The organism is Fontimonas sp. FW305-C-3, assembly GCF_058783185.1.
Genome location: NZ_JBYSYK010000004.1, coordinates 246714 through 273525 on the forward strand (window position 1 = coordinate 246714; position 26812 = coordinate 273525).

The 26812-nt window shown below is 66.4% G+C and carries 15 protein-coding genes; 11 read left to right on the top strand and 4 right to left on the bottom strand.

Annotation, left to right across the window (positions count from 1 at the left end; genetic code table 11):
• Window positions 1–7: 7 nt before the first annotated feature.
• Window positions 8–1990, bottom strand: coding sequence for a cellulase family glycosylhydrolase (locus AC3WUF_RS16595; RefSeq protein WP_492427620.1), 1983 nt, complete (start codon window positions 1988–1990; stop codon window positions 8–10).
• A gap of 147 nt (window positions 1991–2137) precedes the next feature.
• On the opposite strand from AC3WUF_RS16595, the gene AC3WUF_RS16600 reads away from it, so the two are divergent.
• Entirely contained in the window at window positions 2138–3502 is a 1365-nt protein-coding gene (locus tag AC3WUF_RS16600) for an MFS transporter (RefSeq protein ID WP_492427622.1), read from the top strand.
• A 157-nt stretch (window positions 3503–3659) separates the two neighbouring features.
• On the opposite strand, the gene AC3WUF_RS16605 is transcribed toward AC3WUF_RS16600, so the two are convergent.
• On the bottom strand, window positions 3660–4361 hold the full coding sequence (locus tag AC3WUF_RS16605; protein WP_492427624.1) for a TetR/AcrR family transcriptional regulator: 702 nt from the start codon (window positions 4359–4361) through the stop codon (window positions 3660–3662).
• Window positions 4362–4589: 228 nt separating this feature from the next.
• Here AC3WUF_RS16605 and AC3WUF_RS16610 point away from each other — a divergent pair, with 228 nt between their 5' ends.
• From AC3WUF_RS16610 to AC3WUF_RS16645, 8 genes are all read left to right on the top strand, one after another.
• Window positions 4590–7703, top strand: a complete 3114-nt coding sequence (locus AC3WUF_RS16610) for a tannase/feruloyl esterase family alpha/beta hydrolase (protein WP_492427626.1) — start codon at window positions 4590–4592, stop codon at window positions 7701–7703.
• 20 nt (window positions 7704–7723) lie between these two features.
• Window positions 7724–10288, top strand: coding sequence for a TonB-dependent receptor (locus tag AC3WUF_RS16615; RefSeq protein WP_492427628.1), 2565 nt, complete (start codon window positions 7724–7726; stop codon window positions 10286–10288).
• 9 nt (window positions 10289–10297) lie between these two features.
• Window positions 10298–11224, top strand: coding sequence for an alpha/beta hydrolase (locus AC3WUF_RS16620; protein WP_492427630.1), 927 nt, complete (start codon window positions 10298–10300; stop codon window positions 11222–11224).
• A gap of 23 nt (window positions 11225–11247) precedes the next feature.
• Window positions 11248–14565: a family 78 glycoside hydrolase catalytic domain gene (locus AC3WUF_RS16625; protein WP_492427632.1), complete on the top strand. Its 3318-nt coding sequence runs from the start codon at window positions 11248–11250 to the stop codon at window positions 14563–14565.
• Window positions 14566–14637: 72 nt separating this feature from the next.
• Window positions 14638–15840, top strand: a complete 1203-nt coding sequence (locus tag AC3WUF_RS16630) for a sugar MFS transporter (RefSeq protein WP_492427634.1) — start codon at window positions 14638–14640, stop codon at window positions 15838–15840.
• A gap of 22 nt (window positions 15841–15862) precedes the next feature.
• A complete protein-coding gene (locus AC3WUF_RS16635) occupies window positions 15863–17503 on the top strand; it encodes an AMP-binding protein (RefSeq protein WP_492427635.1) in 1641 nt (546 codons plus the stop codon).
• Window positions 17504–17548: 45 nt separating this feature from the next.
• Complete coding sequence (locus AC3WUF_RS16640) at window positions 17549–19927, top strand: DUF6351 family protein (RefSeq protein WP_492427637.1); 2379 nt, start codon at window positions 17549–17551, stop codon at window positions 19925–19927.
• A 104-nt stretch (window positions 19928–20031) separates the two neighbouring features.
• Window positions 20032–20472, top strand: coding sequence for a hypothetical protein (locus AC3WUF_RS16645; protein WP_492427639.1), 441 nt, complete (start codon window positions 20032–20034; stop codon window positions 20470–20472).
• Window positions 20473–20531: 59 nt separating this feature from the next.
• Here AC3WUF_RS16645 and lldD read toward each other — a convergent pair whose 3' ends face one another.
• Entirely contained in the window at window positions 20532–21677 is a 1146-nt protein-coding gene (gene lldD, locus AC3WUF_RS16650; protein WP_492427641.1) for an FMN-dependent L-lactate dehydrogenase LldD, read from the bottom strand.
• A complete protein-coding gene (locus tag AC3WUF_RS16655) occupies window positions 21674–23074 on the bottom strand; it encodes an FGGY-family carbohydrate kinase (protein WP_492427643.1) in 1401 nt (466 codons plus the stop codon). The genes lldD and AC3WUF_RS16655 overlap by 4 nt, the downstream gene beginning before the upstream one ends.
• A gap of 126 nt (window positions 23075–23200) precedes the next feature.
• On the opposite strand from AC3WUF_RS16655, the gene AC3WUF_RS16660 reads away from it, so the two are divergent.
• The gene (locus AC3WUF_RS16660; protein WP_492427645.1) at window positions 23201–25306 is read left to right on the top strand and encodes a bifunctional rhamnulose-1-phosphate aldolase/short-chain dehydrogenase; all 2106 of its coding nucleotides are present in this window, start codon (window positions 23201–23203) and stop codon (window positions 25304–25306) included.
• Between the two features lie 188 nt (window positions 25307–25494).
• Window positions 25495–26793, top strand: coding sequence for an L-rhamnose catabolism isomerase (rhaI, locus tag AC3WUF_RS16665; protein ID WP_492427647.1), 1299 nt, complete (start codon window positions 25495–25497; stop codon window positions 26791–26793).
• The last annotated feature ends 19 nt before the right edge of the window (window positions 26794–26812 follow it).

Here is a 26812-nt window from a genome sequence, read left to right on the forward strand (position 1 = left end):
AGGCCCTTCAGGCAGCCGTCAGCGCGGGCTTGTCGTTCTGCGTGACGCGCAGGCCGCGCACTTCGATCTGCAAGGTTCCCGCGGCGCTCGCCGTCACGCGCAGCAGCCGTTGCTGCGCATCGAAGCTCCACTGCGCGGCGCCATCGATCCCGACCGCCAGCGAGTCCCGGAAGCGATGCGGCACATAGATCTCGGTGGCCGCGCCGACCGCCGGATCGACATCGACGATGGCCTTCAGCGTGCCGCCCTCGCTGTCGTAGCTGCACTGCTTGAGCTTGCCTTGCGAGCGCTGCACGTAGGGTCGGCAGAATCCTTCGACCGCGCGGCCGCCTGAGTCCGGATCGTCGGCATCGGTCCACTGATCGCGCGAGAAGATCGACAGGTCTTCCTGGTTCCAGCCGTCGCCGATGCGCAGGTCGTTGCGATTGCTCGCGGTGTAGTTCCACTGCGTGGACGACAGCAGCAGCGCATCGAGCGCGTCGTACATCAGCGCCAGCGCCATCGTCTGCGCGCCCCAGACATCGGCGCCGCGTTCGCCGGCGGCCCAGCGCGCATACGCTTCGCCGTCGTTGATGTCGTAGGGAATGCCGCATTCGCCGATCAGGCTCGGCGCGCCGCCGTTGATGCGATCGCCGAGCATCTTCAGGTAACCGAGCTGGAACTGATAGCGCTCGCGCACCGCCTTTCGCTCAGCGGCGGTCAGCACGGTCTTGAAGCGCTTGCTGACCAGCAGCTCGATGTCGTACCAATGGCTGGCGTTGACCGATGCGCTCGGCATTTCGGCCGGAAAACTGCGGCCGAGCACGATGACATGCGGATTGATCTCGGCGAACAGCAGCCATTCGCTGCGCAGCGGACGGATCGTCGCCGCGACCTTCTGGTAGAACGGCCGCATGAACTCGCGTTCGGCGTCGATCGCCTTGTCGCCGCGACGGAAGAAGAAGTTCTCGTCGGCGACGCTGACGGTGCCGTTGTCCAGCTTCCAGATGCCGGCTGCCTCGAAGGGATCGCTGACACCGTCCTTCCACAGCGAAAGACCCTGCGGATTGGCATCGATCTCGCTGGCGACGACCAGTTCGTTGTTGACGATCGCCAGCACCGGCACCGGCGTACGCAGACCGCGCGCCACACGCAGGCCGTCGAGCGGCGTCCAGGCCGGGCCGGCGAGGCCGACGGCGAAATCGCCGGCGACCTTGCCGGCCGGGCGCTCGCTCATCTTCTTGCCGATCCAGCCGAGGCCGGGCTCGTTGAGCGTGTCGAAGCCGATGACGTTCGGCAGATCGCTGACGCGCTGCGCGAGCGCATGCATCGCGCCGAGATAGTGATCCTGCAGATAGTCCTGGACATTGAGTCCGTCGATCTTCCAGTCCGGCGTGAACGTCGCACCGGCGAAGAAGGCCGTCCACATGATGCAGTTGGCCGGCATGCGGTAGTTCTGCGGCCAGCTCATCGTCGGATAGCGGTCTTCCTGGCGCTTTTCCGGACTGTTGTAGTCGTAGCGATACTGCATGACATGCGCGGCATGCGCCGCATCGAAGCGGCGGTAGTCGAGACCCAGCGCGTCGAAGGTCCAGCACGGCGCACCGCTGCCGCCGCTCATGCGGCTCCAGACGTCCTGATGAAAGTCGATGAACACGGCGAGGCCGTGCTCGGCAGCCTTGAGGCAGACCGCGCGGATGTACTCGAGATAGTCAGCGTCATACTGCTTCGGCCCGGCGTGTTCGACCGCTTCCCAGGTCACCAGCAGGCGCAGCAGGTTGAAGCCCCAGTTCCTCAGGCGGCCGAGATGCTCGTCGGCCTCCTCGAGCGGAAACGGCCGGCCGACAAAGCTCACCTCGCGATGATTGGCGAAGTCGGAAGGACGATCGGTGCCGCCGTCCGGATACGGCAGCTTGCAGTCGCCGCCAAGATTGACGCCGCGCAGGATGACCTGGCGACCTTCGGTGTCGATGAAGCTCGCGCCACGCGCGGCTATCCATTGTTTTGACATTCTTCTCCCCCTGCTACATTCTGTGTTCATTATACAGTCGGTTAATAAGTTCGCCAGCCCGCAACTTGGCAGCGGCGAATCAGCAACGACTGAGGGCTGGATGATCGCGATCGCCAGTGCGCTGGTGATCGACCGAGGAGACGGAAGATGAGCAAGGCAGTGGGGGAATTGGGCTTCGGGCGCAAGCTCGCGCTCGGTGCAGGCGACTTCGGATTCAATCTGTACTGGCAGTTCGCCTCGCTATATCTGCTGTTCTTCTATACCGACGTCCTCAACCTGCCGCCGGCGATTGCCGGCACCATCTATATGGCAGCGCTGATCTGGGACGCCGCGCTGGATCCGATGATCGGCGCCGTCGTCGATCGCACGCGCAGCCGTTACGGGCGTTATCGTCCTTATCTGATGTTCGGCGGCATTCCGCTCGCGCTCGCCTTCACCGCGATGTTCCTCGGCCCGGCCGGCAGCGACGCCGGCGTCGTCGCCTTCGCGACGGTGATGCACTTTGCGTTCCGCACCGTCTACGCGGTGATTGCGATTCCCTATGCCGCGCTGTTCGCCCGCGTGACCAGCGATGCGCGCGTGCGTGCCGATCTCGCCGGCATCCGCATGGTGTTCGCGACACTGGCCGCGGTGCTGGTCGCCGCGCTGACCTTGCCGTGGGTGCATGCGCTGGCAACGCCGGAGTCGCCGCGCCGCGGCTGGTTGCTGCTGGCGATCTTCTTCGGCGCGACGGCGAGCGTGCTGCTGCTGCTGGTCGCCTGGGCGACGCGCGGCCACGACGTCGACGAACCGCCATCGACACTGAAGATGGACTGGTCGGCAACACTGCAGGCGCTGATGAAGAACAACGCGCTGCTGCTGGTGCTCGGCGCCGTCATGATCGGCCAGTTCTGCAGCACACTGTTCGGCAAGAACCTGCTGTACTACTTCAAGTACGTCATGCACCGCGAAGACCTCGGCGGCGTAGCGCTCGCGGTGACGGCGTTGATGATTGCGCTGTTCGTGCCGGTGTTCGCGGTGATCGCGCGCAGGTACGGCAAACGCAATGCCTGGATCATCGGTGCGATCCCCAGCCTTTGCGGACTGATCATGTGGCATCTGGTCGACGGCTCGTCGGTGACGCTGCACTTCGCCGCCCTGGCGCTGACCGGCATCGGCTCCGCGTCCTACGCCGTGTGCTTCTGGTCGATGCTGCCGGACACCGTCGAGTACGGCGAATGGCGCAGCGGCGTCCGCACCGAATCGCTGGTCTTCGGCCTGGGCGTGCTCGGCCAGAAAGTGGCGCTCGGCATGGGCGCGGGCCTGCTCGGCGTCGCGCTGCAGCAGGTTGGCTATGTCGCCAATGCGGAGCAGACGCCGCAGACGATCGAAGGCATCAAGCAGATGATGTTCTGGATTCCGCTGATCGGCGGGCTCTGTTCACTCGCCTTGATCTGGCGCTATCCGGTCAGCCTGCAGCTGCACGCGAAGATCGTCGAGGAGATTGCGGCGCGCAAGACGAAGGCGGCGTAGCCTGCGCTGGTGTCTCGATACACCTGCTCCGCAGGCACTCGACACGAACGGACTATCGGGGATTCACAGCCGCGTAGCCCGGGTGAAACCCGGGGTCGATGCTCGTTGCGAGCCAGATGCCCTGGGTTTCACCCAGGCTACGATGATCGCGGTTGCTTCAGCGAATGAACACCGCCAGCAGCGCATCGACATGCGCTTCGATCGCGGCGTCGGTCGCCGGATCCACCTTCCAGACGCGGCGCACTTCGGGCGCCAGCGTGTAGAACATCTGCGCCGCGCCGACGATGATGTAGATCAGCGCCACCGGCGAGACGTCGGCCGGCAGCATCTTCTCCTTCTGCAGCAGATCGACCAGCGCCCGCGCGCCCTGCGACGTGCGGTTGACGAAGGTGTCGGCGACCCAGTTCAGGCGATCGCTGTCGCGCACGCTCTCCTGCACCATCAGCCGCGCATGCTCGGGATGGCGGGCGCAGTAGACCACCCAGCGGCGCAGCACTTCGCGCGCGTGCTCGCGCCGTCCGCGCGCCGTGCTCAGCGCGCCCGGCGGCGGTTCGTAGCTCAGCTCCTCGGCCTGGCGCTTGAACAGGAACGTGACGGCCTCCTGCCACAGGGTTTCCTTGTTCTGGAAGTAATACTTGATCAGCGCGTGATGGGCGCCGGCCAGTGCGGCGATGTCGCGCGTGGAGCTGCCGGCGTAACCATGCTCTGCGAACACCTGCAGCGCCGCCTGCAGGATGGCCGCGCGCGTCGCTTCCTTCTGCAGGACGCGGGCATTGGTGCGCACCGGCGCAACCGGTTTCACCGCCGGCTTGCTGGTGCCGGCGCGCTTGGTGACAGCGGAGGTTTTCTTGGCCTTCATGTTCGCGATTCTAAGTCCCGGGGTGCCCGGCGGGGCCACCCGACAGTGATCAGTTCATGTTGCAGGACGGCATAAAAATCGATGTGCGTGTCGGCAGTGTCTGACACAACAGCCATCTTCCACATCGCGCCGGCATGCGCTATCCTGAGTTCATTATACAGTCGGTTAATAAAAGAAATGCACGGTCCTTGATCGATGCATCTTCAGCATCTGGCAGGAGAGCAGTTCATGCGTAACAGCAAAGTGGCCCGCGGCGTTTCCCTCGCATTTGGTCTTGTGTTCGCCGCTGGTATCGCCAGTGCGGCTGAAGCGGACATCGTCAAGATCGAGTCCGGTGCATTGCGCGGCGCGCGCAGCAACGACGTCACCGCCTTCAAGAACATTCCTTATGCGGCTGCGCCGGTCGGCGATCTGCGCTGGCGCGCACCTGCGGCGGTCAAGCCGTGGTCCGACGTGCGCGACGCGAGTGCGTTCGGCAACGACTGCATGCAGAACCGCATGTTCTGGGACAAAGCAATGTCGTCGCAGCCGACCAGCGAAGACTGCCTGTACCTCAACGTCTGGACGCCGAACGCGAAGGCCGATGCGAAGCTGCCGGTGATGCTGTGGATCCACGGCGGCGGCTTCACGAGCGGTTCGGGTTCTTCGCCGCTGACGATCGGCGACAAGCTCGCCGCGCGGGGCGTCGTCGTTGTCACGATCAACTATCGTCTTGGCCGCTTCGGCTTCTTCGCGCATCCGGCCTTGAGTGCGGAAAGTGCGGACGCCGCGCTGGGCAATTACGCGCTGATGGACCAGATCGCCGCGCTGCAGTGGACGCAGCGCAACATCGCGGCCTTCGGCGGCGACCCGGCCAAGGTCACGATCTTCGGCGAATCCGCGGGCGGCAACTCGGTCAACAACCTCTTGCTCAGCGACGCCGCGAAGGGCCTGTTCGCGCAGGCGATCAGCCAGTCCGGCGGCGGCCGCGACCAGTGGCCGGACATCCGCAAGGATCAGCCGGACAAGCCGTCCGCGGAAACGCTTGGTGTCGCGTTCGCCAAGGATGTGAAGCTCAAGGACGCGACCGCGGCGCAGCTGCGCGCGCTGCCGGCCGACAAGGTGCTCGGCGACATCAGCCTGCTGAATCCGGAGAAGAAGACCTGGGCCGGCGCGATGATCGACGGGCGCATCGTCAAGCAGGGCGTGGTGGACGGCTTCAATGCCGGGCAGCAGCAGAAGTTGCCGTTGCTGATCGGCGCCAACAGCGACGAGTGGGGTGCGATCCCCGGCATGTTCAAGGGCGGTTTCATCAAGGAACTGCTGCCGCGCCTGGGCGCGAGCAAGGATGCGGTGATCCAGGCTTACGGTTCGCGCGATGCCTTCGATGCGAGCTTCGCCAGCGATCTGACGTTCGTCGAGCCAGCGCGCGCCATCGCAGCACTTGCGACGAAGAATCAGCCGACCTACCTGTATCGTTTCAGCTATGTCATCGAAGACAAGCGCGACGATCTCAAGGGCGCGCCGCACGCGTCGGACGTGCCGTTCGTGTTCGACAAGCTCGAAGCCAGTGGCGAAGACATCAGCGATGCCGATCGCGCCGCCGCGGCGAAGCTCGGCGCGCTGTGGGTGTCGTTCGCGAAGACCGGTGTGCCGCAGAGCGAAGGCGTCGGCAGCTGGAAGACCTATGATCCGGCGGCCGACCAGCTGTACGACATCGGCGCCGGCGGCGTTGCGGTCGCGAAGGCGGGCACGCCCGGACTCGACGCGATCACGAAGCACTTTGCCGGCAGCGCGAGCGCCGCGCCGGCTGCGGTCGCCGCTGACGGTGGCGCCGCTGCAGGATCGCCCTGCGAGGCGCTGAAGAACACCGTGCTCGCGGACGGCAAGATCGTCGCGACGCACAGCGTCGCACCGCCGGACACGATCGACATCGGCCTCAAGGGCGTGCCGCCGCTGCCGGTGCAGGCCGCGTACTGCCGCATCGAGGCAACGCTGACGCCGAATCCGGGATCGAGCATCCGCATCGAAGTCTGGCTGCCGCCGAAGGCAGAATGGAACGGCAAGTTCATCGGCGCCGGCAACGCGGGCTACGGTGGTGATTTCACGTCGCCTTACCTGTTCATGGGCGGCGCCGTCGCGCGCGGCTATGCATCGGCCGGCACCGACACCGGACATGTCGGCTCGGCGATGGGCGAGACCAGCGACTCGGGCGCCTCGTGGGCGATGAACGCGCCGGACAAGCTGCTCGACTACGGCTACCGCTCGAATCACTACACCGCGGTCGCGGCGAAGACGCTGATCAACGCCTACTACGGCGCGGCGCCGAAGCAGTCCTACTTTCAGGGTTGCTCGAACGGCGGCCGCGAAGCGCTGCAGGCGGCGAACCGCTATCCGGACGATTTCGACGGCATCATCTCCGGCGCGCCGGCGAATCCCTGGACCAAGGCACTGGCCGGCATGGCCTGGAACGCGCGCGCGGTTGCGGCGACCAAGGAAGGCATGCCGGACACGAAGCTGCAGCTGCTGACCAAGGCCGTGCTCGAGAAATGCGATGCGCTCGACGGCGTCAAGGATGAAGTGCTCGAAGATCCGCGCCAGTGCAAGTTCGATCCGAAGGTGCTGCAGTGCAAGGGCGCCGATGCCGCGGACTGCCTGACCGCCGGCCAGGTCGATCTGGTCAAGAAGATTTACCAGGGTCCGGTCGATGCACAGAAGAAGCCGATCTATCCGGGCTTCCCGCCGGGCGTCGAGGCCGTGCAGTGGGGCGAGTGGATCACCGCGCCGTTCTCCAAGCATGCGTTCTTCTCGACGGAGTTCTTCCGCTACATCGTGTTCGGCGATCCGTCGTGGGACCTGTCGAAGATGAACTTCGAAAAAGACATTGCCCTTGGCGAGAGCAAGGCGGCCGGCATCATCAACGCCAGCCCGGATCTCGGGCCGTTCGCGAAGAGCGGCGGCAAGCTGATCCTCTATCACGGCTGGGCCGACGCGGCGCTGACCGCCAACGGCACGATCGAGTACTACGAGAAAGTCCGCGCCAAGGTCGGTCCGCAGAAGACCGACGAGTTCATGCGCTTCTACCTCGCACCCGGCATGGCGCACTGCCTCGGCGGTCCTGGTCCGAACGATTTCGACATGCTCGCCAAGATGGAGGCCTGGGTCGAAAACGGTGAAGCACCGAAGGAAGTGATCGCGTCCAAGTACGCCGTCGACTACGCGCGACTGCTGGGCTTCCCGCCGGGCGAGCCGCTGCGCACGCGGCCCTTGTGTCCGTATCCGCAATCCGCCAAGTACAAGGGCACGGGATCGACCGACGACGCGAGCAACTTCAGCTGCGTCGCGCCGGGCAAGAAGAAGTAGAAGAGAAACGGGGGGAGACCATGAGAAAGATCAAGGCGAATGCGCTGGCGGCGGCTTGCGGGCTGCTGTTGGCGGCAGCACCGGTTTATGCGCAGGAAGAAGCAGCACCGGATGCGGTGGACCAGTTGTTCGCGGAGCCGACCGAGCCGGAAGCGGCGAACGGCGAGGCCGCGGCGGATCCGGCGGCGACGGAGGGCGCATCCGCCGCCGTAGCGCCGGCGGACGAGCCTGCTGCGGAGACGGTGCCGACGATTGCCGTCGACACCGCGGCGGCGCCGCCGGCTGAGGCTGTCACCGAGAAGTTCGATCCGAAGTCGACCAAGCTCGACTCGATCGTCGTCACCGCCGAGCGCCGCGTCGAGCGCCTGCAGGACGTGCCGGTCGCGATCACGGTCGTCAACCAGAAGCAGATGGAAGCGGCCAACGTCACGCAGATCACCGACCTCAGCCGTCTGGCGCCGGCGCTGGAGGTCAACGGCCAGCCGGGCAACTCCGACACGCGCATCAGCATCCGCGGCATCTCGACAGAATCCTTCAGCGTCACCGCCGAGCAGGCGGTGTCGCTGGTCGTCGACGGCGTCGTGCTCGGCAAGGCGCCGTCGGTCAGCCTGTTCGATGTCGGCCGCGTCGAGATCCTGCGCGGCCCGCAGGGCACGCTGTTCGGCAAGAACGCATCGGCCGGCGTCGTCAGCATCAGCACCAACGCGCCGGACCCGAGCCGCTTCAGTGCCGGCATCCGCGGCGATCTCGGTTCGGAATGGGACTACCGGCTGCTGCAGGCCAGCGCCAACATCCCGCTCAGCGATACCGCGGCGATCCGCATCAACGGCGGCCAGACCTACACCAGCGGCTTCTATCACAACGCCGTCCGCAACGAGGACAGCGAACAGAACATCAAGGGCGCCCGCGCCCGCTTCCTGTGGGACATCACGCCGTCGCTGACGCTGAACCTGATCGCCGACTACGAGGAGCAGTACACCTCGGAGCAGATCTACCTGACCTACGCGCGCTACAACGACGCCGAGACCGGCGAGCCGCAGCCGATCACGCGCTGCAACGGCACTTTCGCCAGCGAGGACAACAACATCACCTGCAACAACGATCCGACCTTCAACCGCGGCAAGTCCTGGGGTTACTCGGGTCAGCTCGAGTGGGCGATCAACGACTACACGGTCAACTCGATCACGGCGATGCGGCGTTACACGCAGTACAACGAGATCGACGTCGACGGCATCAACGGCAACTATTACAACAACGCCAACGCCTTCAACAACCGCGTCTTCTCGCAGGAGATCCGCATCGCGTCGCCGAGCGAAGATCGCTTCAAGTACGTCGCCGGTCTGTACTACTCCGACTCGCATGTGCCCAATGACCTGGACCAGCTGATCGGTCCGGACATGCTGGCCTCTCTGGGTACCGGCGTCATTCCGATCTCGCTGTGCACCGCGCTCGGCATCTGCCTCGGCGATATCGTCGGCCTGTATCAGCCGAACCAGTACACGGCGGACGTCGAGAGCGCCGCGGTGTTCGCGCAGTTCACGTTCCAGATCACCGACCCGCTCAAGCTGATTGCCGGCGCACGCTACACGCGCGACGACGTGCAGATGGTGTCGTCGTCGTACCTGGGCATTCAGAGCTCGCTGCTGCCGAATCCGATCATCATTCCGCAGGCGCAGGATCTGCTCGGCCGCGAGAAGGTCGATGCGGTGTCCTGGCGCGCCGGCCTGCAGTTCGATTTCACCGACGACCTGATGGCCTACTTCACCGCCTCGCGCGGCTACAAGGGACCGCAGATCGTCTTCGTGCCGCCGAACCTGATTCCCGGACTCAACCCGATCTCGCTGCCGACGCCGGCGGAGATCAACGTGGTGCGGCCTGAGTATCCGATGGACTACCAGCTCGGCGTGAAGGCGACGCTGTTCGGCGGCGCGATTGCCGCCAACGCGGCGATCTTCCACACGACGATCAAGGATTTCCAGGCCTCGGTGTTCAACGGCCAGGCCAGCTTCACGCCGACCAACATTCCCGAGCTCGTCACCAAGGGCGTCGAGCTCGACCTGCTCGGCTTCCTGTCCGAGAACCTGATGTTCAACGCCGGCTTCCTCTACAACTCGGCGGTCTATCCGGACGGCTACCGCGGCGCCTGCCTGCAGGTCAGCGACGCCTGCCCGGACACCGATCCGGAAACCACGCAGGATATCGGTGGGCGCCAGCTGGTCGTCGCGCCGAAGTGGAAGGTGACGTTCTCACCGGAGTACTCGTTCAACATGCCGTTCGGCTCGCGCGGCTTCATCTCGTCGGACGTGGTCTACCGCTCGGAGATGCATTTCAGCGCCGCGCCGGATACGCGCACCGAGGTTGGCGCCCGCACGATCATCGGCGCGCGCATCGGCATCCGCAGCGCGGAAGACAATTGGGAGCTGTCGTTCTTCGGCCGCAACCTGACCGAGGAGCGCAATCCGGCCTTCATGTTCGCGCCGTATCTGTTGAGCTCGGCGAGCTCGCCGGGTATCGATACCTCAGGGCAGGCGCTATACACCGAATCTTTCCGCTTCTTTGGCGTTTCTCTGGGCGTGCGGTTCTAGGAGTTTTCGATGAGTCAGGTTTTTCGCCGGTTGCTGCTCGGTATATCGACGGCCTTGCTCGCGCAGAGTGTGCAGGCGGCGGACTCCGCGGCAGCGCCGGAGCGTCCGCTGATCAAGGTCTGGCCCGGCGTCGCGCCGGGCTCCGAGTCCTGGAAGCAGGTCGAGCAGGACAGCAAGATGATGTGGGGCGACCGTGTCGTGCGTAACGTCGTGTCGCCGACGCTCGAAGTCTTCAAGCCCGACCCGGCGACGGCCAACGGCACCGCCGTCATCGTCGCGCCGGGCGGCGCGTTCCGCTTCCTGTCGATCGATTCGGAAGGCATCCAGGTGGCGAACTGGCTCAGCAGCAAGGGCTTCACTGCGTTGCTGCTGCGCTACCGGCTCGCCGAGACCGCCGCGTCGGATGCGATGTTCGCGGGCCAGTTGATCGGCATCCTGACGCCGCTGTTCAAGCCGGGCCCGGCGCTGCTCGACGACATGAACAAGTACAGCCCGCCGGCGATCGCCGACGGCCGCGAAGCGGTGAAGCTGCTGCGCAGCCGCGCCGCCGAGTTCGGCATCGCCAAGGATCGCGTCGGCTTCATCGGCTTTTCCGCCGGCGGTGCCGCGGGCACCGGCGTCGCGATCTCCGAAGACGCCGCGAGCCGGCCGGATTTCTTCGCGGCGATCTACGCCGGGCCGATCACGATCGCCAAGGTGCCGGACGCCGCGCCGCCGCTGTTCATCGCCGCCGCCAACGACGACAGCATCACTGCACCCGGCTCCAAGCCGCTGGAGGCTGCGTGGCGCGCCGCCGGCCGGCCGGTTGAAGCGCATTACTACGCGAACGGCGGTCATGGCTTCGGCATGAAGAAGCAGAACAAGGAAAGCGACGTCTGGACCGAGCAGCTGACGACCTGGCTCGACGGTCTGGGCATGCTCAAGCCGGCGCCGTAAGACACAGCACACAGGAACAGCAGATGCCAGCCCGAACGACGTCGAAGCAAGCCCGCGGTCTGGCCGCTGCAGTCAGCGCAATGGCGATCTCCCTGCTCGGCGGATGTGCGGCCAACACCGTCCGCAGCACGCAGGATGCGCCGGCTGCGGTGCCGACCGTGCTGCGCGCCGAGTACGCGCGCGCGCCGCTGGGTATCGACGTTGCGCAGCCGCGCCTGGACTGGCGGCTGCCCGCACTGGGCAGCGACGGCAGGCAGACCGCTTACCGGTTGCGCTTCGCAGCTTCTGCAAGCGAACTCGAAACCGCGGCACTGTGGGACAGCGGCAAGGTCGTGTCCGCGGCGAGCCATCAGGTCGCGTATGCCGGTCCGGCGCTGGCGACGCGTACGCGCTACTGGTGGCAGGTGCAGACCTGGGACGGCAGCGATCGCGCGTCCGGCTGGAGCCAGCCCGCGTGGCTGGAGACGGGGCTGCAGGATGGCGACTGGACCGCGCAGTGGATCTCCGGCCGCACCGACGTCGATCACGACTGGAAGGATGCCAAGCTGACGGTCGACTTCACGCTGACCGGAAAATCCTTCGGCACGCTGTTCCGTGCGCGCCCGGTCGGCAAGACCTACGGCGAAGCCTATCTGTGGAATGTCGTGCAGGAAGGCGGACAGGTGCGCCTGATCCAGCAGCTGCGCCGCTACGTCGGCGGCAACAGCTCGAAGGTCAACGTCGCGACGCTGAAGACGCTGACGCTGGCGACCGATGCGGCGAGCTGGATCGCCAAACCGCATCAGCTGCAGATCGACGTCAGCGGCGACCGCATCGTCACGCTCATCGACGGCAGCGTTGTCGACAGCAGTACCGACAGCGCGCAAACCAATGGCACGATCGGATTCTTCTCACCGCAGGAAGATGCCGCCATCGTCCATGCCGTTGAAGTGCAGAGTGCCGACGGCGCGTTCAAGACGGACTTCAGCGACGGCATCAATCCGTTCACCGGCGGCACGCTCGTCGCCAAGGGCCTGCAGGTTGCGGCCGGTGTGCCGGACAAGGACCTGGTGCTGCCGATCGCCGCGCCGGCGCCGCTGCTGCGCCGCGCGTTCGAGCTCGGCGCGCAACCCCTGTCCGCGCGCCTCTACGTTGCGGCCGGCGGCCTGCCGAGCCTTGCGATCAACGGCACGCAGATCGGCGAGGCGATGCAGGACGGCTACACCGACTACAGCAAGCGCGTACTGGTCCGCAGCTTTGACGTCACCGCTGCATTGCGCAGCGGCGCCAACGTGCTGAGCGCGGAGCTCGGCCGCGGCTGGTACGGCGTCACCGAACCGAACGAGTGGTACTGGCACATGGCGCCCTGGCATGCGGCGCCGGCGCTGCGTGCGCAACTGGAAGTGCTGTTCGCCGACGGCAAGCGGCAGGTCATCGGCACCGATGGCGAGTGGCGCACGATTGACGGCCCGACGCGGCACGACTCGGTCTATGCCGGCGAGCGCTACGACGCGCGCCTGCTGCCGAAGCACTGGCAGAAGAATGGTTTCGACGACAGCCGCTGGTCCGCGGCGAACGTCGTTGCCGGTCCGGCCGGCAAGCTCAGCGCCGCGGCGCAGGAGCCGATCGGCATCACCGGCGCGATCCAGCCGGTCGCGATCACTGAGCCGAAGCCCGGCATCTACATTTTTGACTTCGGCCGCATCTTCTCCGGCCGCCTGCAGCTCAACGTCAAGGGACCGCGCGGCACGACGGTGCGGATGATCCAGACCGAGAAGCTCAAGGACGACGGCACGGTCGCGATCGCCAGCGGCCTCGTCGACACGCAGCTGCAGACCGACCAGTACACGCTGTCCGGCGAGGGCGCTGAAAAGTGGTCGCCGCAGTTCGGCTACAGCGGCCTGCGCTACGTGCAGGTCGAAGGCTTCCCCGGCAAGCCGACACTCGCCGCGCTCGGCGCGAAGCTGATGCACTCCGACGTCGACACCTCGGCGAGCTTCACGAGCAGCAACGAGCTGCTGAACAAGATCCAGGCCGCGGCGCGCAACACGCTGCTGAACAACATGTTCGGCAACCAGACCGACACGCCGACCTATGAGAAGAACGGCTGGACCGGCGACGCGCAGGCTTCCGCGCTCGCGGCGATCCTCAACTTCGACGTCGCGCGCGTCTGGACCAAGTGGCTCGCCGATTTCCGCGATGCGCAATCACCGAAGGGCGAAATCCCCGAGGTGATCCCGACGACGCCGTACTACGGCTACGAGGACACACCGGGCTGGGGCGCGGTCTGGGGACCGGTGCCGAGCTGGGATGCGGCGACCTTCATCCTGCCCTGGGAGCTGTACGAGCAGCAGGGTGATACGCGCATCCTCGCCGAGATGTATGCGACGCAGAAGGCGCTCGTCGACTACACCGGCAGCTGGTTCACCGCGGACAAGCTCAGCTACCGCAATCCGAACAACTTCATGCTCGGCGAGTACGCCGCGGTGATGCCGCCGGGCGGTCTGATCGCGGCGCTGCGCCAGCAGCCGAACGGCCCGATCGACGCGACCGCGAGCGCGTACTACTTCCACATGCTGAACCTGCTTGCGAACAGCGCGAAGCTGCTCGCCAAGCCCGACGACGAAGCGAAGTACCGCGCGCTCGCCGCGAAGGTCCGCGAGGCCTACAACGCGCGCTACTGGGACGCCGCCGGCGACTACTACAAGATGCCGGCGCCGACCAAGGACTTTGCGCAGACGCCGAACATCCTCGCGATCGCCTTCGGCCTCGTGCCGGACGGCAAGCAGGCCGCCGTGATGCGCTGGCTCAACGAAGACATCGTCAAGCGCGGCTACCACCTCGGCTGCGGCGTCTACGCCGGCCGCTATGTGATGACGATGCTTGCCGATCACGGCTATGTCGATACCGCCTACAAGGTTGCGACGCGCACCGATGCGCCGAGCTGGGGTTTCTGGATCGAAAGCGGCCTGTCGACGATGGCCGAAGCCTGGGAGCTGTCGGTGCGCTCCTGGGACCATCACTACTGGGCGTCGATCAGTTCGTACTTCTATCAAAGCCTTGCCGGCATCCGCGCGACCGCGCCGGGTTATGCGACGGCACGGATCAAGCCTCAGCCGCCGGAAGGACTGGAATCGGCCGAGGCCCGCGTGCGCACGCCGTATGGCGTGCTCGCCTCGAGCTGGCGGCGCGTCGACGGTCGGTACCGGCTGACGGTCGACGTGCCCGCCGGCATCGATGCGGAAATCTGGCTGCCGCTGGCTGGCGCCGCTGTGCCGACGGCGCCGGCCGGCGCGACGTTCGAGGTCGAGCGCGAGGGGTATGCGGTGTATCGGGCAGGCGCAGGGGCATACGCGTTCTGAGGGGCTGAACAAGGCACCGCCATCCGCGCGACGCGCGAGTGACGGCCGCGCGCAGGATGGGGAGAGGATTCAATGTCACAGCCGGGCAACAACTGGACCGCAGCCGAACTGCGCACGCCGCTGACGATCGCGATCAGCACGTTCTTCATCTGGGGCCTCGCCTACGGCCTGCTCGACGTGCTCAACAAGCACTTCCAGGAAGTGCTGCACGTCGGCAAGGCGGAGTCGACCTGGCTGCAGATCGCCTACTTCGGCGCTTATCTGACGATGAGCCTGCCGGCCGGCGCGCTGCTGCATCGGCGCGGCTACAAGTTCGGCCTGCTGTCGGGCCTGGTGATCGCCGCCTGCGGCGCGTTCCTGTTCGTGCCGGCCGCGCAGGCGGTCAGCTTCCCGTTCTTCGTCGGCGCGATGTTCGTGCTCGCGACCGGGCTGTGCTTCCTCGAAACCGCGGCGGACACTTACGTCAATGTGCTCGGCCCGCAGGAAGGCGCGCCCAAGCGCCTCAACCTCGCGCAGTCGTTCAACAGCGTCGGTGTGTTCATCGGCCCGCTGATCGGCGGCGCGGTGTTCTTCGGCGCCAAGGATGCCGGCACCGAGCTGCATTCGGTGCAGATCACCTACAGCATCATCGGCGTCGCGATCCTGCTGTACGCAGTGTTCGTGTCGCGCGTGCGCCTGCCGGAGATTGCCGAGCCTGAGTCCAGCGTCGGTGGCAGCACCGCGCCGCTCGGCCAGCGCAAGCATTTCGTCTATGGCGTGCTGACCCAGGCGCTGTACATCGGCGCGCAGGTCGGCTGCGGTGCGTTCTTCATCAACGCCGCGACCGAGGCGCAGCCGGAGCTGACGTCGCAGAGCGCCGCCTACCTGCTGTCGCTCGCGATGTTCGGCTACCTGGTCGGGCGCTTTGCAACGACGGCGCTGATGACGCGGCTCGCCCCGCAGAAGATCCTGACGGCCTACGGCGTGATCAACACGCTGCTGTGCATCGTCATCGCCTGCGGCGCCGGTCGCATTGCAACAGTTGCATTGGTAGCATCGTTTTTCTTCATGTCGACGATGTTCGCGACGATCTTCGCGCTCGGGGTTCGTGACCTCGGTGCGCAGACCAAGCGGGCGTCATCGATCATGGTGATGGCGATCGGCGGCGGCGTGTTGCTGCCGTACCCGATGGGGCTGATCGCCGAATCGCATGGGACGCCGATGGCCTTCCTGTTGCCGGCGGCGTGCTTCCTGCTCGTTGCCTGGTACGGCTGGCGCGGTGCACAAGCCAGTTAGAACAGGTTTCGAGGAGAACATCATGAGCCAGTTGTCGATCGCCAAAGGCGACACCAGCCCCGCATTGCTGACCGAGACCATCGGCGAGAACCTCGCGCGCACCGTCGAGCGCTTCGGCGAGCGCGAGGCGCTGGTCGTGCCGCACCAGAACTACCGTGCCAACTACCGCGAGTTCTGGGTGCAGGTCGGCCAGGCCGCGCGCGGCCTGATGGCACGCGGCGTCGCCAAGGGAGATCGCGTCGGCATCTGGGCACCGAACCGTTACGAGTGGGTCGTCATCCAGTACGCGACCGCGCGCATCGGCGCGATCCTCGTCACGGTCAATCCGGCCTACCGCACGGCGGAGCTGGAGTACGCGCTGAACCAGTCCGGCATCAGCCTGCTGGTGATGTCGAAGAGCTTCCGCACCTCGGACTACGTCGCGATGCTGGCCGAGGTGAAACCGCGCTGCCCGCAGCTGCGCGAGTCGCTGGTGCTCGACAGCGAGTGGCAGGCGCTGCTGGCCGATGCCGCCGCTGTCAGCGAAGCACAGCTCGCGGCACGCGAGGCGGAGCTTGCCGCCGGCGATCCGATCAACATCCAGTACACCTCGGGCACGACCGGCCTGCCGAAGGGCGCGACGCTCAGCCATACCAACATCCTCAACAACGGCTACTTCGTCGGCCTGACCTGCGAATACACCGAGCAGGACCGCGTCTGCATTCCAGTGCCGTTCTATCACTGTTTTGGAATGGTGCTCGGCAATCTGGGCTGCACGACGCACGGCGCCTGCATGGTGATTCCGGCCGAGAGCTTCGATCCGCTGGAGACCATGAAGGTCGTCCAGGCCGAGCGCTGCACGTCGCTGTACGGCGTGCCGACGATGTTCATCGGCGAACTCGATCATCCGGACTTCGCGAAGTTCGATTTCTCGACGCTGCGCACCGGCATCATGGCCGGCTCGCCATGCCCAGTCGAGGTCATGAAAAAGGTCACGACGCTGATGAACATGCGCGAGGTGACGATCGGCTACGGCATGACCGAGACCTCGCCGATCTCGACGCAGACGCGCGCCGACGACAGCTTCGACTACCGCGTGTCGACGGTCGGCCGCGTGCATCCGCATGTCGAGGTCAAGGTCGTCGATCCGGAAACCGGCGAGACGGTGCCGCGCGGCGAGAAGGGCGAGTTCTGCACGCGCGGCTACTCGGTGATGATCGGCTACTGGAACAACCGCGAGGCGACCAACAGATCGATCGACGCCGACGGCTGGATGCACAGCGGCGACCTCGCGACGATGGACGAGCAGGGTTACTTGAAGATCGTCGGCCGCATCAAGGACATGATCATCCGCGGCGGCGAGAACATCTTCCCGCGCGAGATCGAGGAGTTCCTGTACACGCATCCGGGCGTTGCCGACGTGCAGGTCGTCGGCCTGCCGAGCGAGAAGTACGGCGAAGAAGTGATGGCCTGGATCAAGCCGCGCCCTGGCGTGGAGCTGAAGGCCGAGGAGCTGACCGCGTACTGCAAGGCGCGCATCGCCGGTTTCAAGGTGCCGCGCTACTGGAAGTTCGTCGACGCATTCCCGATGACGGTCACCGGCAAGATCCAGAAGTTCAAGATGCGTGAAGAGTCGATTGCCGAACTCGGTTTACAGACAGCGGCCGCGATCAAGACGGCCTGATCGATAAGCCCCGGCGAACCAGCTGGGGTCGCGGTAGGAGGAGGTATGACGCAACTGAAGCTTGGGGGCTTCGGGCGTGCGGTGCTGTGCGGCGTGCTGCTCGCGCTGACGGGCACGGCCGCGCCTGCGAGTGACGAGGTGGCGATCCGTGTGCTGTCGAACCGCGCCGACCTGATCAGCGGCGGTGACGCGCGCGTCGTCGTCGATCTGCCGGCGGGTGCCGATGCGACGGGCTTGCGCGTCGATGTCGATGGCCGCGACGTCAGCGCCGCTTTCGCACCGCGCGTAAACGGCCGCTACGAAGGCCTGCTCGACGATCTTGCCGAAGGCGCGAATCGCGTGACCGCACGCTTGCCCGGCGGTGCCGGCGCGACATTGCAGATCCGCAACCATCCGCTGCACGGCCCGGTGTTCGCCGGCCCGCAGGTGCTGCCCTGGACCTGCAGCACCGAGGCGGTCGGCCTTGGCCCGTCCGAATCGCCGTACTGCGAGACGGCGTCGGTCTACAGCTATTACTACATTCCGCAGAACTGCGTGCCGCTGGTGTTCGCGAGCATCGACACCGGTGGCATCTACAGCAACTGCATCATGCCGGACTACGATCCGCAGAATCCGCCGGACGACGTCTCGACGACGACGACCGATGAAGGCAAGACCGTGCCGTTCATCATCCGCGTCGAGACCGGTGTCATCGACCGCGGCATCTTCAAGATAGCGACCTTGTGGGATCCGGCGCAGCCGGACATCGAAGCCTGGACGCCGCGCGACAACTTCAACGGCAAGCTGCTGATGACTTTCGGCGGCGACTGCAAGGCGCGTCATGGCCAGGGCTCGCCGATCGAAGTGCGCGACATCGCCGCGCTGTCGCGCGGTTTCTCGGTGATGACCTCGAATCTCAACATCCTCGGCCAGAACTGCAACGACGTCGTCAGCGCCGAGTCGATGATGATGCTCAAGGAATACTTCATCGAGCGCTACGGCGACGTGCGCTACACGATCGGCAACGGCGCGTCCGGCGGTTCGATCCAGCAGCACTGGATCGTTTCGAACTATCCGGGCCTGCTCGACGGCATCCAGCCGGCGGCGAGCTTTCCGGACATGTGGCAGCTGATCGTCGCGGCGCAGGACTGCAACCTGATGCAGCACGTGTTCACGATCCTGTCGCCGTTGAACTGGGCCAATCCGCTGCAGCGCGGCTTCGTATCCGGTTATGCGACGCCGGTGAGTTGCCAGATCCTCGCGACGCCGCCACTGAACTTCGCGTACGCACAGATCACGATGGACCCGGATAACGAGACCGGCTGCCAGGGCGATGCGTTGACCGGCATCCCGACGACCTCCGGCGGCGACACCAGCTATGTCTACGACGCGCAGACCAATCCGCAGGGCACGCGCTGCACGGTGCAGGACTATCAGGTCGCGCTGTGGGGGCGCCGCACGCAGGACGGTTTTGCGAACCGGCCGTACGACAATGTCGGCGTGCAGTACGGACTGCAGGCGCTGGAGGAGGGCCTGATCAGCGCCGAGCAGTTCGTCGATCTCAACGAGAAGATCGGCGGCATCGACATCGACTGGAATTTCCAGAACACGCGCAGCGAAGCCGATGCCGACGCGCTGAAGGTCGCGTATCGCGGCGGCCGCGTGACGCAGCCGCGCGAAGCCGCCAAGGTGCCGATCATCGACCTGCGCGGCACCTCGTCGCTTGAGATCCACACCGACGTGCACAGCTACTCGATGCGCGCGCGCCTCGACGCCGCGAACGGTCATCACGACAACCAGATTCTCTGGGTCGGCGCGGTGCCGATCTTCCAGGACCCGGTGTCCTGGGCGGAGTCGCTGAACCTGCTCGACCGATGGCTGCTCGCCATCGAGGCGGACACGAGTGACGATCCGAAGGAAGAGAAGGTGCGGCGCCACAAGCCTGACGATGCCGTCGACGCCTGCTGGATTGCCGGGCAGAAGGTCACCGACTGGGAGACCTGCGAGCAGCTGTTCCCGCACTTCGGCACGCCGCGCATCGCCGCCGGTGGTCCGTTGGCCGACGACATCTTCAAGTGCCAGCTGCGGCCGCTGGATCGAGCCGACTACAGCGCGTCGTTCAGCGATGCGCAGTGGCAACGCCTGCAGGCTGCGTTTCCGCAGGGCGTCTGCAACTACCTGCTGCCGGGGATCGGCGTCGAGCCGACGGTGCCCTGGCTCAGCTACGCGAACGGGCCGGGCGGTGAGGCGCTCGGCGAGGCGCCGGTGTCGCAGTCGCTAGGTTCGGCGGGCCGGCCTGACGATGCGGGGCGCTTCGGCAGCGGTGCGCTGAGTCCGCTGTTGTTGCTGGGGCTGATGCTGCTGGGACTCGGCCGGGGTCTGCTCGGGTCTCTCGATACACCGCGCCGAGGCGCGGCACTCGAGACGAGCGGAAGGTGTTTGTGATTCGCGGAGACTGAAAAACTCTGCAGTGCGCCTGCGGGCATCAGCAGAACGCTTGCGGCGAGGCGTACTATCGCAGCCGGACTTGCCAAACTGGAGAGACACCCGTGACCGCCGATCTGTTCTGCCTGCTCGCTGCCGGTGTCTTCTTCAGCAGCGGCCTGCTGACCGGCGTCTGGAAGTACTTCGCGATCATGGGCTCGCCGCAGGCGCAGGCGCCGGTCTATGTCGACATCGCGCATCGCACGAGCCTGATGTACGCGTTCTCGGCAATCCTGCTGCGGGCGTTCGTGCCGTACTCGCCGCTCGGCCCGACCGGCACGCTGTGGGCCGTCGCCGTGCCGATCCTGTTCTTCGCTTCGGCGATCGCGATGTACATCCTGCACGGCATCCTGCGCGACACCGACAACCAGCTGAAGCGCCCGCACGTGCTCGGCCGCGGCACCGTGCCGGGCGTGCTGATCACGTTGTACATGGTCGCGCTGATCGTCGGCGAGATCGGCGGTTTCGCGATCCTGTTCTACGGGCTGCTGCGCAGTTTGTTCTGAGGCGCGCTGCAGTAGCCCCCATAGAATGACGGTGGTTTTGTTCAGCGCTCCCTTGATGCTCAGGCTGTCGCAATGCAGCTGCGATCGATCTGCGCGACCCGAGTGCAGCCGGTCAGCGCCATCGCGACGCGCATTTCCGCGGCGATCAGTTCGAGGATGTGCGCGACGCCGGCCTGACCGCGGCCGGACAGCGCGAAGGCCCACGCCCGGCCGAGTAGCGCGCCATGCGCGCCGAGCGCGAGCAGGCGCACGACGTCGAGGCCCGAGCGCACGCCGCCGTCGGCGAACACGGTGAGGCGGTCGCGCACCGCGTCGGCGATCGCCGGCAGCGCGCGCGCACTCGACGGCACGCCATCGAGCTGGCGGCCGCCGTGGTTCGACACGACGATGCCGTCGGCGCCGGCATCCGCTGCGGCGCGTGCGTCTTCGGCGTCGAGGATGCCCTTGACGATCAGTGGGCCCTGCCAGCGTGAGCGCACCCACTCCAGATCCTTCCAACTGACGCGCGGATCGAAGTTGTTGCGCATCCACGCGAAGAAGTCCTCGAGGCCGGTGTTCTTGCCGAGCACCGGTGCGACGTTGCCGAGCTGGTGCGGGCGACCGCAGACGCCGACGTCCCAGGCCCAGTGCGGGCGCAGCGTCGCCTGACCGAAACGACGCAGTGCACCACTGAGACCGGGCGCGCCGGCAAGGCCGGAGCGGTAGTCGCGGTAGCGCGAGCCGGGCACCGGCATGTCGACGGTGAACATCAGCGCGGAGCATTTCGCAGCCGCCGCCTGATCAAGCAGGTCGTTCATGAATGCGCGGTCGCGGATCATGTAGAGCTGGAACCAGGGCGGCGTCTGCGCGCCGGCGACGACTTCCTGCAGCGGGCAGGCCGACACCGTCGACAGGCAGAACGGCACGCCGGCGTCGCGCGCCGCGCGCGCGGCCTGCACTTCGCCGCGGCGGACGTTCATGCCGGCGAGGCCGATCGGCGCGAGCGCGACCGGTAGCTTCACACGCTGGCCGAACCACTGCGTGCCGAGATCGATCTCGGAGACGTCGCGCAGCACGCGCTGGCGCAGCGCGATCTGCGCGAGATCGTCGGCATTGCGGCGCAGCGTGACTTCGGCATACGAGCCGCCGTCGATGTACTCGAAGAGGAAATGCGGCAGGCGCCGCCGCGCGAGCTCGCGGTAGTCGTTGACGGATGCGGGTTTCATGAGGCTGTGGTTTCCGCCAGATGACGCCAATGGGCGTGGTAGGCGTGCAGGTCGATGTTGAGTGACGAAACGCGGGTCGGCGGCGTTGCCGGCTGCAAGGCCGGATCGAGCAGGCGCAGCGCGCCGAGCGCAACGCCTTCGGCGGCGGCGCCAGCGTAGATTTCCAGGTCGGGGCGCAAGGTCGCGAGCGCGCTGACGTACAGGTCGAACTCGGCGAAGCGGCCTTCGATCAGCACGCGTTCGCGCGTGCCGATCAGCTCCAGCATCACGTTGGTCATCAGCGCGCTGTACAGCGCGATGCAGGCGACCTGCGCATCCGGCGTGCCGGGATGGCCGACGCGGCGGCCGCGCGCGCGCGGAAACGGTCCGACGCCGTCGACCAGGCTCGGCAGGATCATCGTGCCGGCGTTGACGACGTCCTGCAGCGCGCCGGGCGAGGTCGGCTGCTTCGCCAGATCGGCGCCGTTGCCGAGCAGCATCAGTTCGCGGCCGCCCATGAAGCGTGCCGAGGGAATCGGCCGGCCTTCGACGTTGACGTTGATCAGGCAGTCGCGGTCTTCGGCCATGCGCGACAGATCGAGCGTCGCGCCGGCGGCCGGCGTGCGCATCGCGACGAACCAGGTGCCGGTCGACACGATCGTTGAATCGCCGGCGGCAAACGCCGAAGCGCCGCGCGTGGCATGCAATGCGGCATTCGAATCGTGCAGGCCGCAGAGCACCTGCACTTCGCGCGACAGGCCGGTGCGCGCCGACCATTCCGCGTTCAGCGTGCCGAGCACCTCGTGCGCAGCGCGCAGCGGCGCGAAGCGCGCGGCCCAGCCGCGACGCACGGCGAGCGCCGACGGCGTGTTGGCGAGCGGATTCCACAGATCGGTATGACAGCCGAGGCTGCTGACTTCGGAGGCGGCGACGCCGCAGAGTTTCCAGGCCCAGAACTGCGGCCAGGGGATGATCTGCGCACCGCCGCTCAGTGCATCGGGCGCGGTCGCCTCGATGTGATGAATCTGCGCGCCAAGGTTGAGCCCGTTGGGCAGGCGCGGCGAGCCCGTCGCGATGAAAGGATCGCGTTCGCTGTCATAGCTTGCGCGCAGCTCGGCGGGGATGGCCTGTTCGTAGTCGCTGACCGGGCAGGCGAGCCGGCCGTCGCGGACGATGGCCGCCGCCGCGCCGTGGCCGACCGGTATGATGCTGCGGATGTCGCCCAGCTGGGCCAGCTCGGCGAGGCTGTCGGACAGCCAGCCGTCGATGCCTTCGACATCCAGCGTGCCGTCGGTCCTGCCGTCGCCGCCGCGGTTGGTCCGCGAGCGCTGCGTCAGGCAGACGCCGCGGTCGTCCCAAACGCTCAGCTTGCTGACCGTCTTGCCGATGTCCAGAACGATGGTTTTTCCCTGCAACACTGAATTCTCCTGCGCGCCGGCGCCGGCCAATCATGATGTGGCCGCGCTCATGGTCGCCGATATGCGCGAGATTTATTATGATCGAAAATGATTGAAAAAGACCAGTCATGAGACTATATTGGCTCAATGACAAGCTCAGACCCATTCGCCAAATCGGCCTCGCCGTTCGCCATTCCCGCCAATCGCTGGTCCGCGGCGGACGCCGCCGCCAAGTCGCCGGAGGAGCTGTTGCTGTATCGCTCCAACCTGCTGGGCTCGGACCTGACCGTGACCAACTTCGGCGGCGGCAATACCTCCGCCAAGATCGCCGGCACCGATCCGCTCAGCGGTTCGGCGACGACCGTGCTGTGGGTCAAGGGCTCGGGCGGCGACATCGGCTCGATGCAGCTCGATGGCTTCGCGACGCTCTATCTGGACAAGCTGCACAGCCTCGAGCGCCTCTACAAGGGCGTCGCTTACGAAGACGAGATGGTCGGCTACCTGCCGCACTGCACCTTCAATCTCAATGCGCGCGCCGCGTCCATCGACACGCCGCTGCATGCCTTCCTGCCGTTCGCGCATGTCGATCATCTGCATCCGGATTCGGTGACGGCGCTCGCGGCGTCGAGCAACGGCGAAGCGGTCACCGCCGAGCTGTATGCCGGCGCGGTCGGCTGGCTGTCCTGGAAGCGGCCTGGTTTCGAACTCGGCCTGCGGCTGCGCGACTACGTGGCGAAGAACCCGCAGCTGCGCGGTGTCGTGCTCGCCGGCCACGGCCTGATCTGCTGGGGCGACACGGCGCAGGCCTGCTACGACAACTCCATCGATCTGATCGCCCGGGCGGCGCGTTATCTCAACGAGCGTCTCGCCAAGGCAGCAGCCTTCGGCGGCCAGATCGTCGCGCCGCTGGAGCCGATCGAGCGCCGCCGCATCGCCGCCGAACTGATGCCGCGTCTGCGCGCGCTGCTGGTGGGCGACCGCCCCAAGCTCGGTCATTTCAGCGACGACCCGGAAGCGCTGGAGTTCGTCGGCAGCGCCGAGTGCGTGCGCCTGTCGGCGATCGGCACGTCCTGCCCGGATCACTTTCTGCGCACCAAGATCGCGCCGCTGCCGCTGGATCTCGCGCGCATCGGCGACGATGAATACCTGAAGCAGGAAATCGCCCGCTATCGCGAGGGCTACAAGGCCTACTACCAGCGCTGCGCAAAGGCCGGCGATCCGCCGGTGCGCGACGCCAATCCGGTCGTCGTGCTGGTGCCCGGCGTCGGTCGCTTCAGCTTCGCCGCCGACAAGACCACCGCGCGCCTGGCCGGCGAGTTCTACGGCAACGCGATCAATGTCATGCGCGGTGCGGGCGCGATCGGCAGCTACGTCGGGCTCGACGAGCGCGAAGCGTTCGGCATCGAATACTGGGCGCTCGAGGAAGCCAAGCTGCGCCGCATGCCGGCGCCCAAGCCGATGGTCGGCCGGGTTGCCTTCGTCACCGGCGGCGCCGGCGGCATCGGCGCGGCGACGGCCGTGCGCCTGCTGCGCGAAGGCGCCTGCGTCGTGATTGCCGATCGCGATGCGCCGGCGCTGGACGCGATGGATCGCCAGCTCAGCAAGCTGCATGGCGCCGATCGCGTGCGCTCGGTGGTCTGCGACGTCACCGACGAGCGTCAGGTTGCGGCCGCGTTCGCGTTCTGCGCGCGCGAGTTCGGCGGCCTCGACATCCTTGTCGCCAATGCCGGTCTCGCATCGTCGGCCACGATCGAGGAGACCACGGTGGAACTGTGGCGGCGCAACTACGACGTGCTCGCCGAAGGCTACTTCCTGACGTCGCGCTCGGCGTTCCCGCTGCTGAAGAGGCAGGGCGGTTCGATCGTGTTCATCGGCTCGAAGAATGCGCTGTCGGCGACGCCGGGAGCATCGGCCTACGCGTCCGCCAAGGCGGCATCGGTGCATCTGGCGCGCTGCCTCGCGCTCGAAGGCGCGGCTAGCGGCATCCGCGTCAATGTCGTCAATCCGGACGCGGTCATCCGCGGCTCACGCATCTGGGACGGCGACTGGCGCAAGGAGCGCGCGCAGGCCTACGGCATCGACTCCGGCGAAGCGCTCGAGCAGCATTACCGCGCGCGCAGCCTGCTCAAGCGCGACGTGCTGCCGGAGGATATCGCCGAGGCGGTGCTGTTCCTGTCGTCGGATGCGGCGGCCAAGTCGACCGGGAATATCATCAACGTCGATGCGGGGAATGCGCAGGCGTTTACGCGGTAAGTGGTCGTCATGAGAGCGCATGCTCGGTCCGTTCGTGTCGAGTGCCGCACGCGCAGCGTGCGGTGTATCGAGACATCGGCGCTGCAGGTGCGGCATCTCGATACACCGCGCGCTCTGCGCGCGGCACTCGATGCGAACGGTCAGTGGTTTGCGTCTGAAGAAGAAATGCAGCGCCAGGAGAACATGTCATGAGCAACACGCAGCTGCCGATCAGCACCGACCTGATCAAGACCGAAAACGACCGCCTGCTGTCCGGCGTGCAGGAAGACTATTTCGCGCTCGGCCGCACGCTGGCGCGGCGCGGCATCAAGATCGACGCGATCAAGGAGCGGCTAAAGGCCTTCGAACTCGCGCAGCCGAGCTGGGGCGTCGGTGTTGGCGGCACGCGCTTCGCGCGGTTCCCGATCGCCGGCGAGCCGACCAATCTGCACGAGAAGCTTGAGGACTGCGCCGTCGTCCAGCAGCTCGGCCGCATGACGCCGCGCGTCTCGCCGCACTTCCCGTGGGACAAGGTCGGCGATGCAAAGCAGATCAAGGCTGAAGCCGAAGCGCTGGGCCTGGGCTTCGATGCGGTGAACTCCAATACCTTCCAGGATCAGGCCGGCCAGGCGCAGAGCTATCGGCATGGCTCGCTGTCGCATAGCGATCCCAAGGTGCGGCGTCAGGCGGTCGAGCACAACATCGAATGCATCAGGCTCGGTGTCGGTCTCGGCTCGAAGGCCATCACGGTGTGGGTCGGCGACGGCAGCAACTTTCCCGGGCAGTCCTCGCTGCACGGTGCGCTGGATCGCTATCTGGAATCCGCCGCGGAGATCTACAAGGCGCTGCCGTCGGATTGGCAGATGCTGATCGAGCACAAGCTCTACGAACCGGCGTTCTACTCGACGGTGATTTCGGACTGGGGCACCAGCTGCCTCGCCGCGCAGACGCTGGGCCCGCAGGCGAAGTGCCTGATCGATCTCGGCCATCACGCGCCGAGCGTCAACATCGAACAGATCGTGGCGCGCCTGCACCGCTTCGGCAAGCTCGGCGGCTTCCACTTCAACGACTCCAAGTACGGCGACGACGATCTCGATTCCGGCTCGATCAATCCGCACCAGCTGTTCCTCGTCTTCAACGAACTGGTCGAAGCCGAGCTGCGCGCGCCGCAGGACTTCAACCCGGCCTACATGATCGATCAGTCGCACAACGTCACCGATCCGATCGAGAGCCTGCTGTCGAGCGCCGAAGCGATTGCCGGCGCCTACGTGCGCGCGCTGCTGGTCGACCGCGACGCGCTGGCGGAACATCAGCAGTCCAACGACGTCATGCTCGCGTTCCAGAGCCTGCGCCGCGCGTACAACGTCGACGTCGCGCCGATCCTGGCGATGAGCCGTCACGAGCGCGGCGGCGCGATCGAGCCGATCGCGACCTACCGCGCCGCGCAGTACCGGGCCGGCAAGGCCCGCAGCCGCCGGGCGAGCAGCGGCGGCGCCGGCATCGTCTAAACTTCGAGGCTGAAGCCAC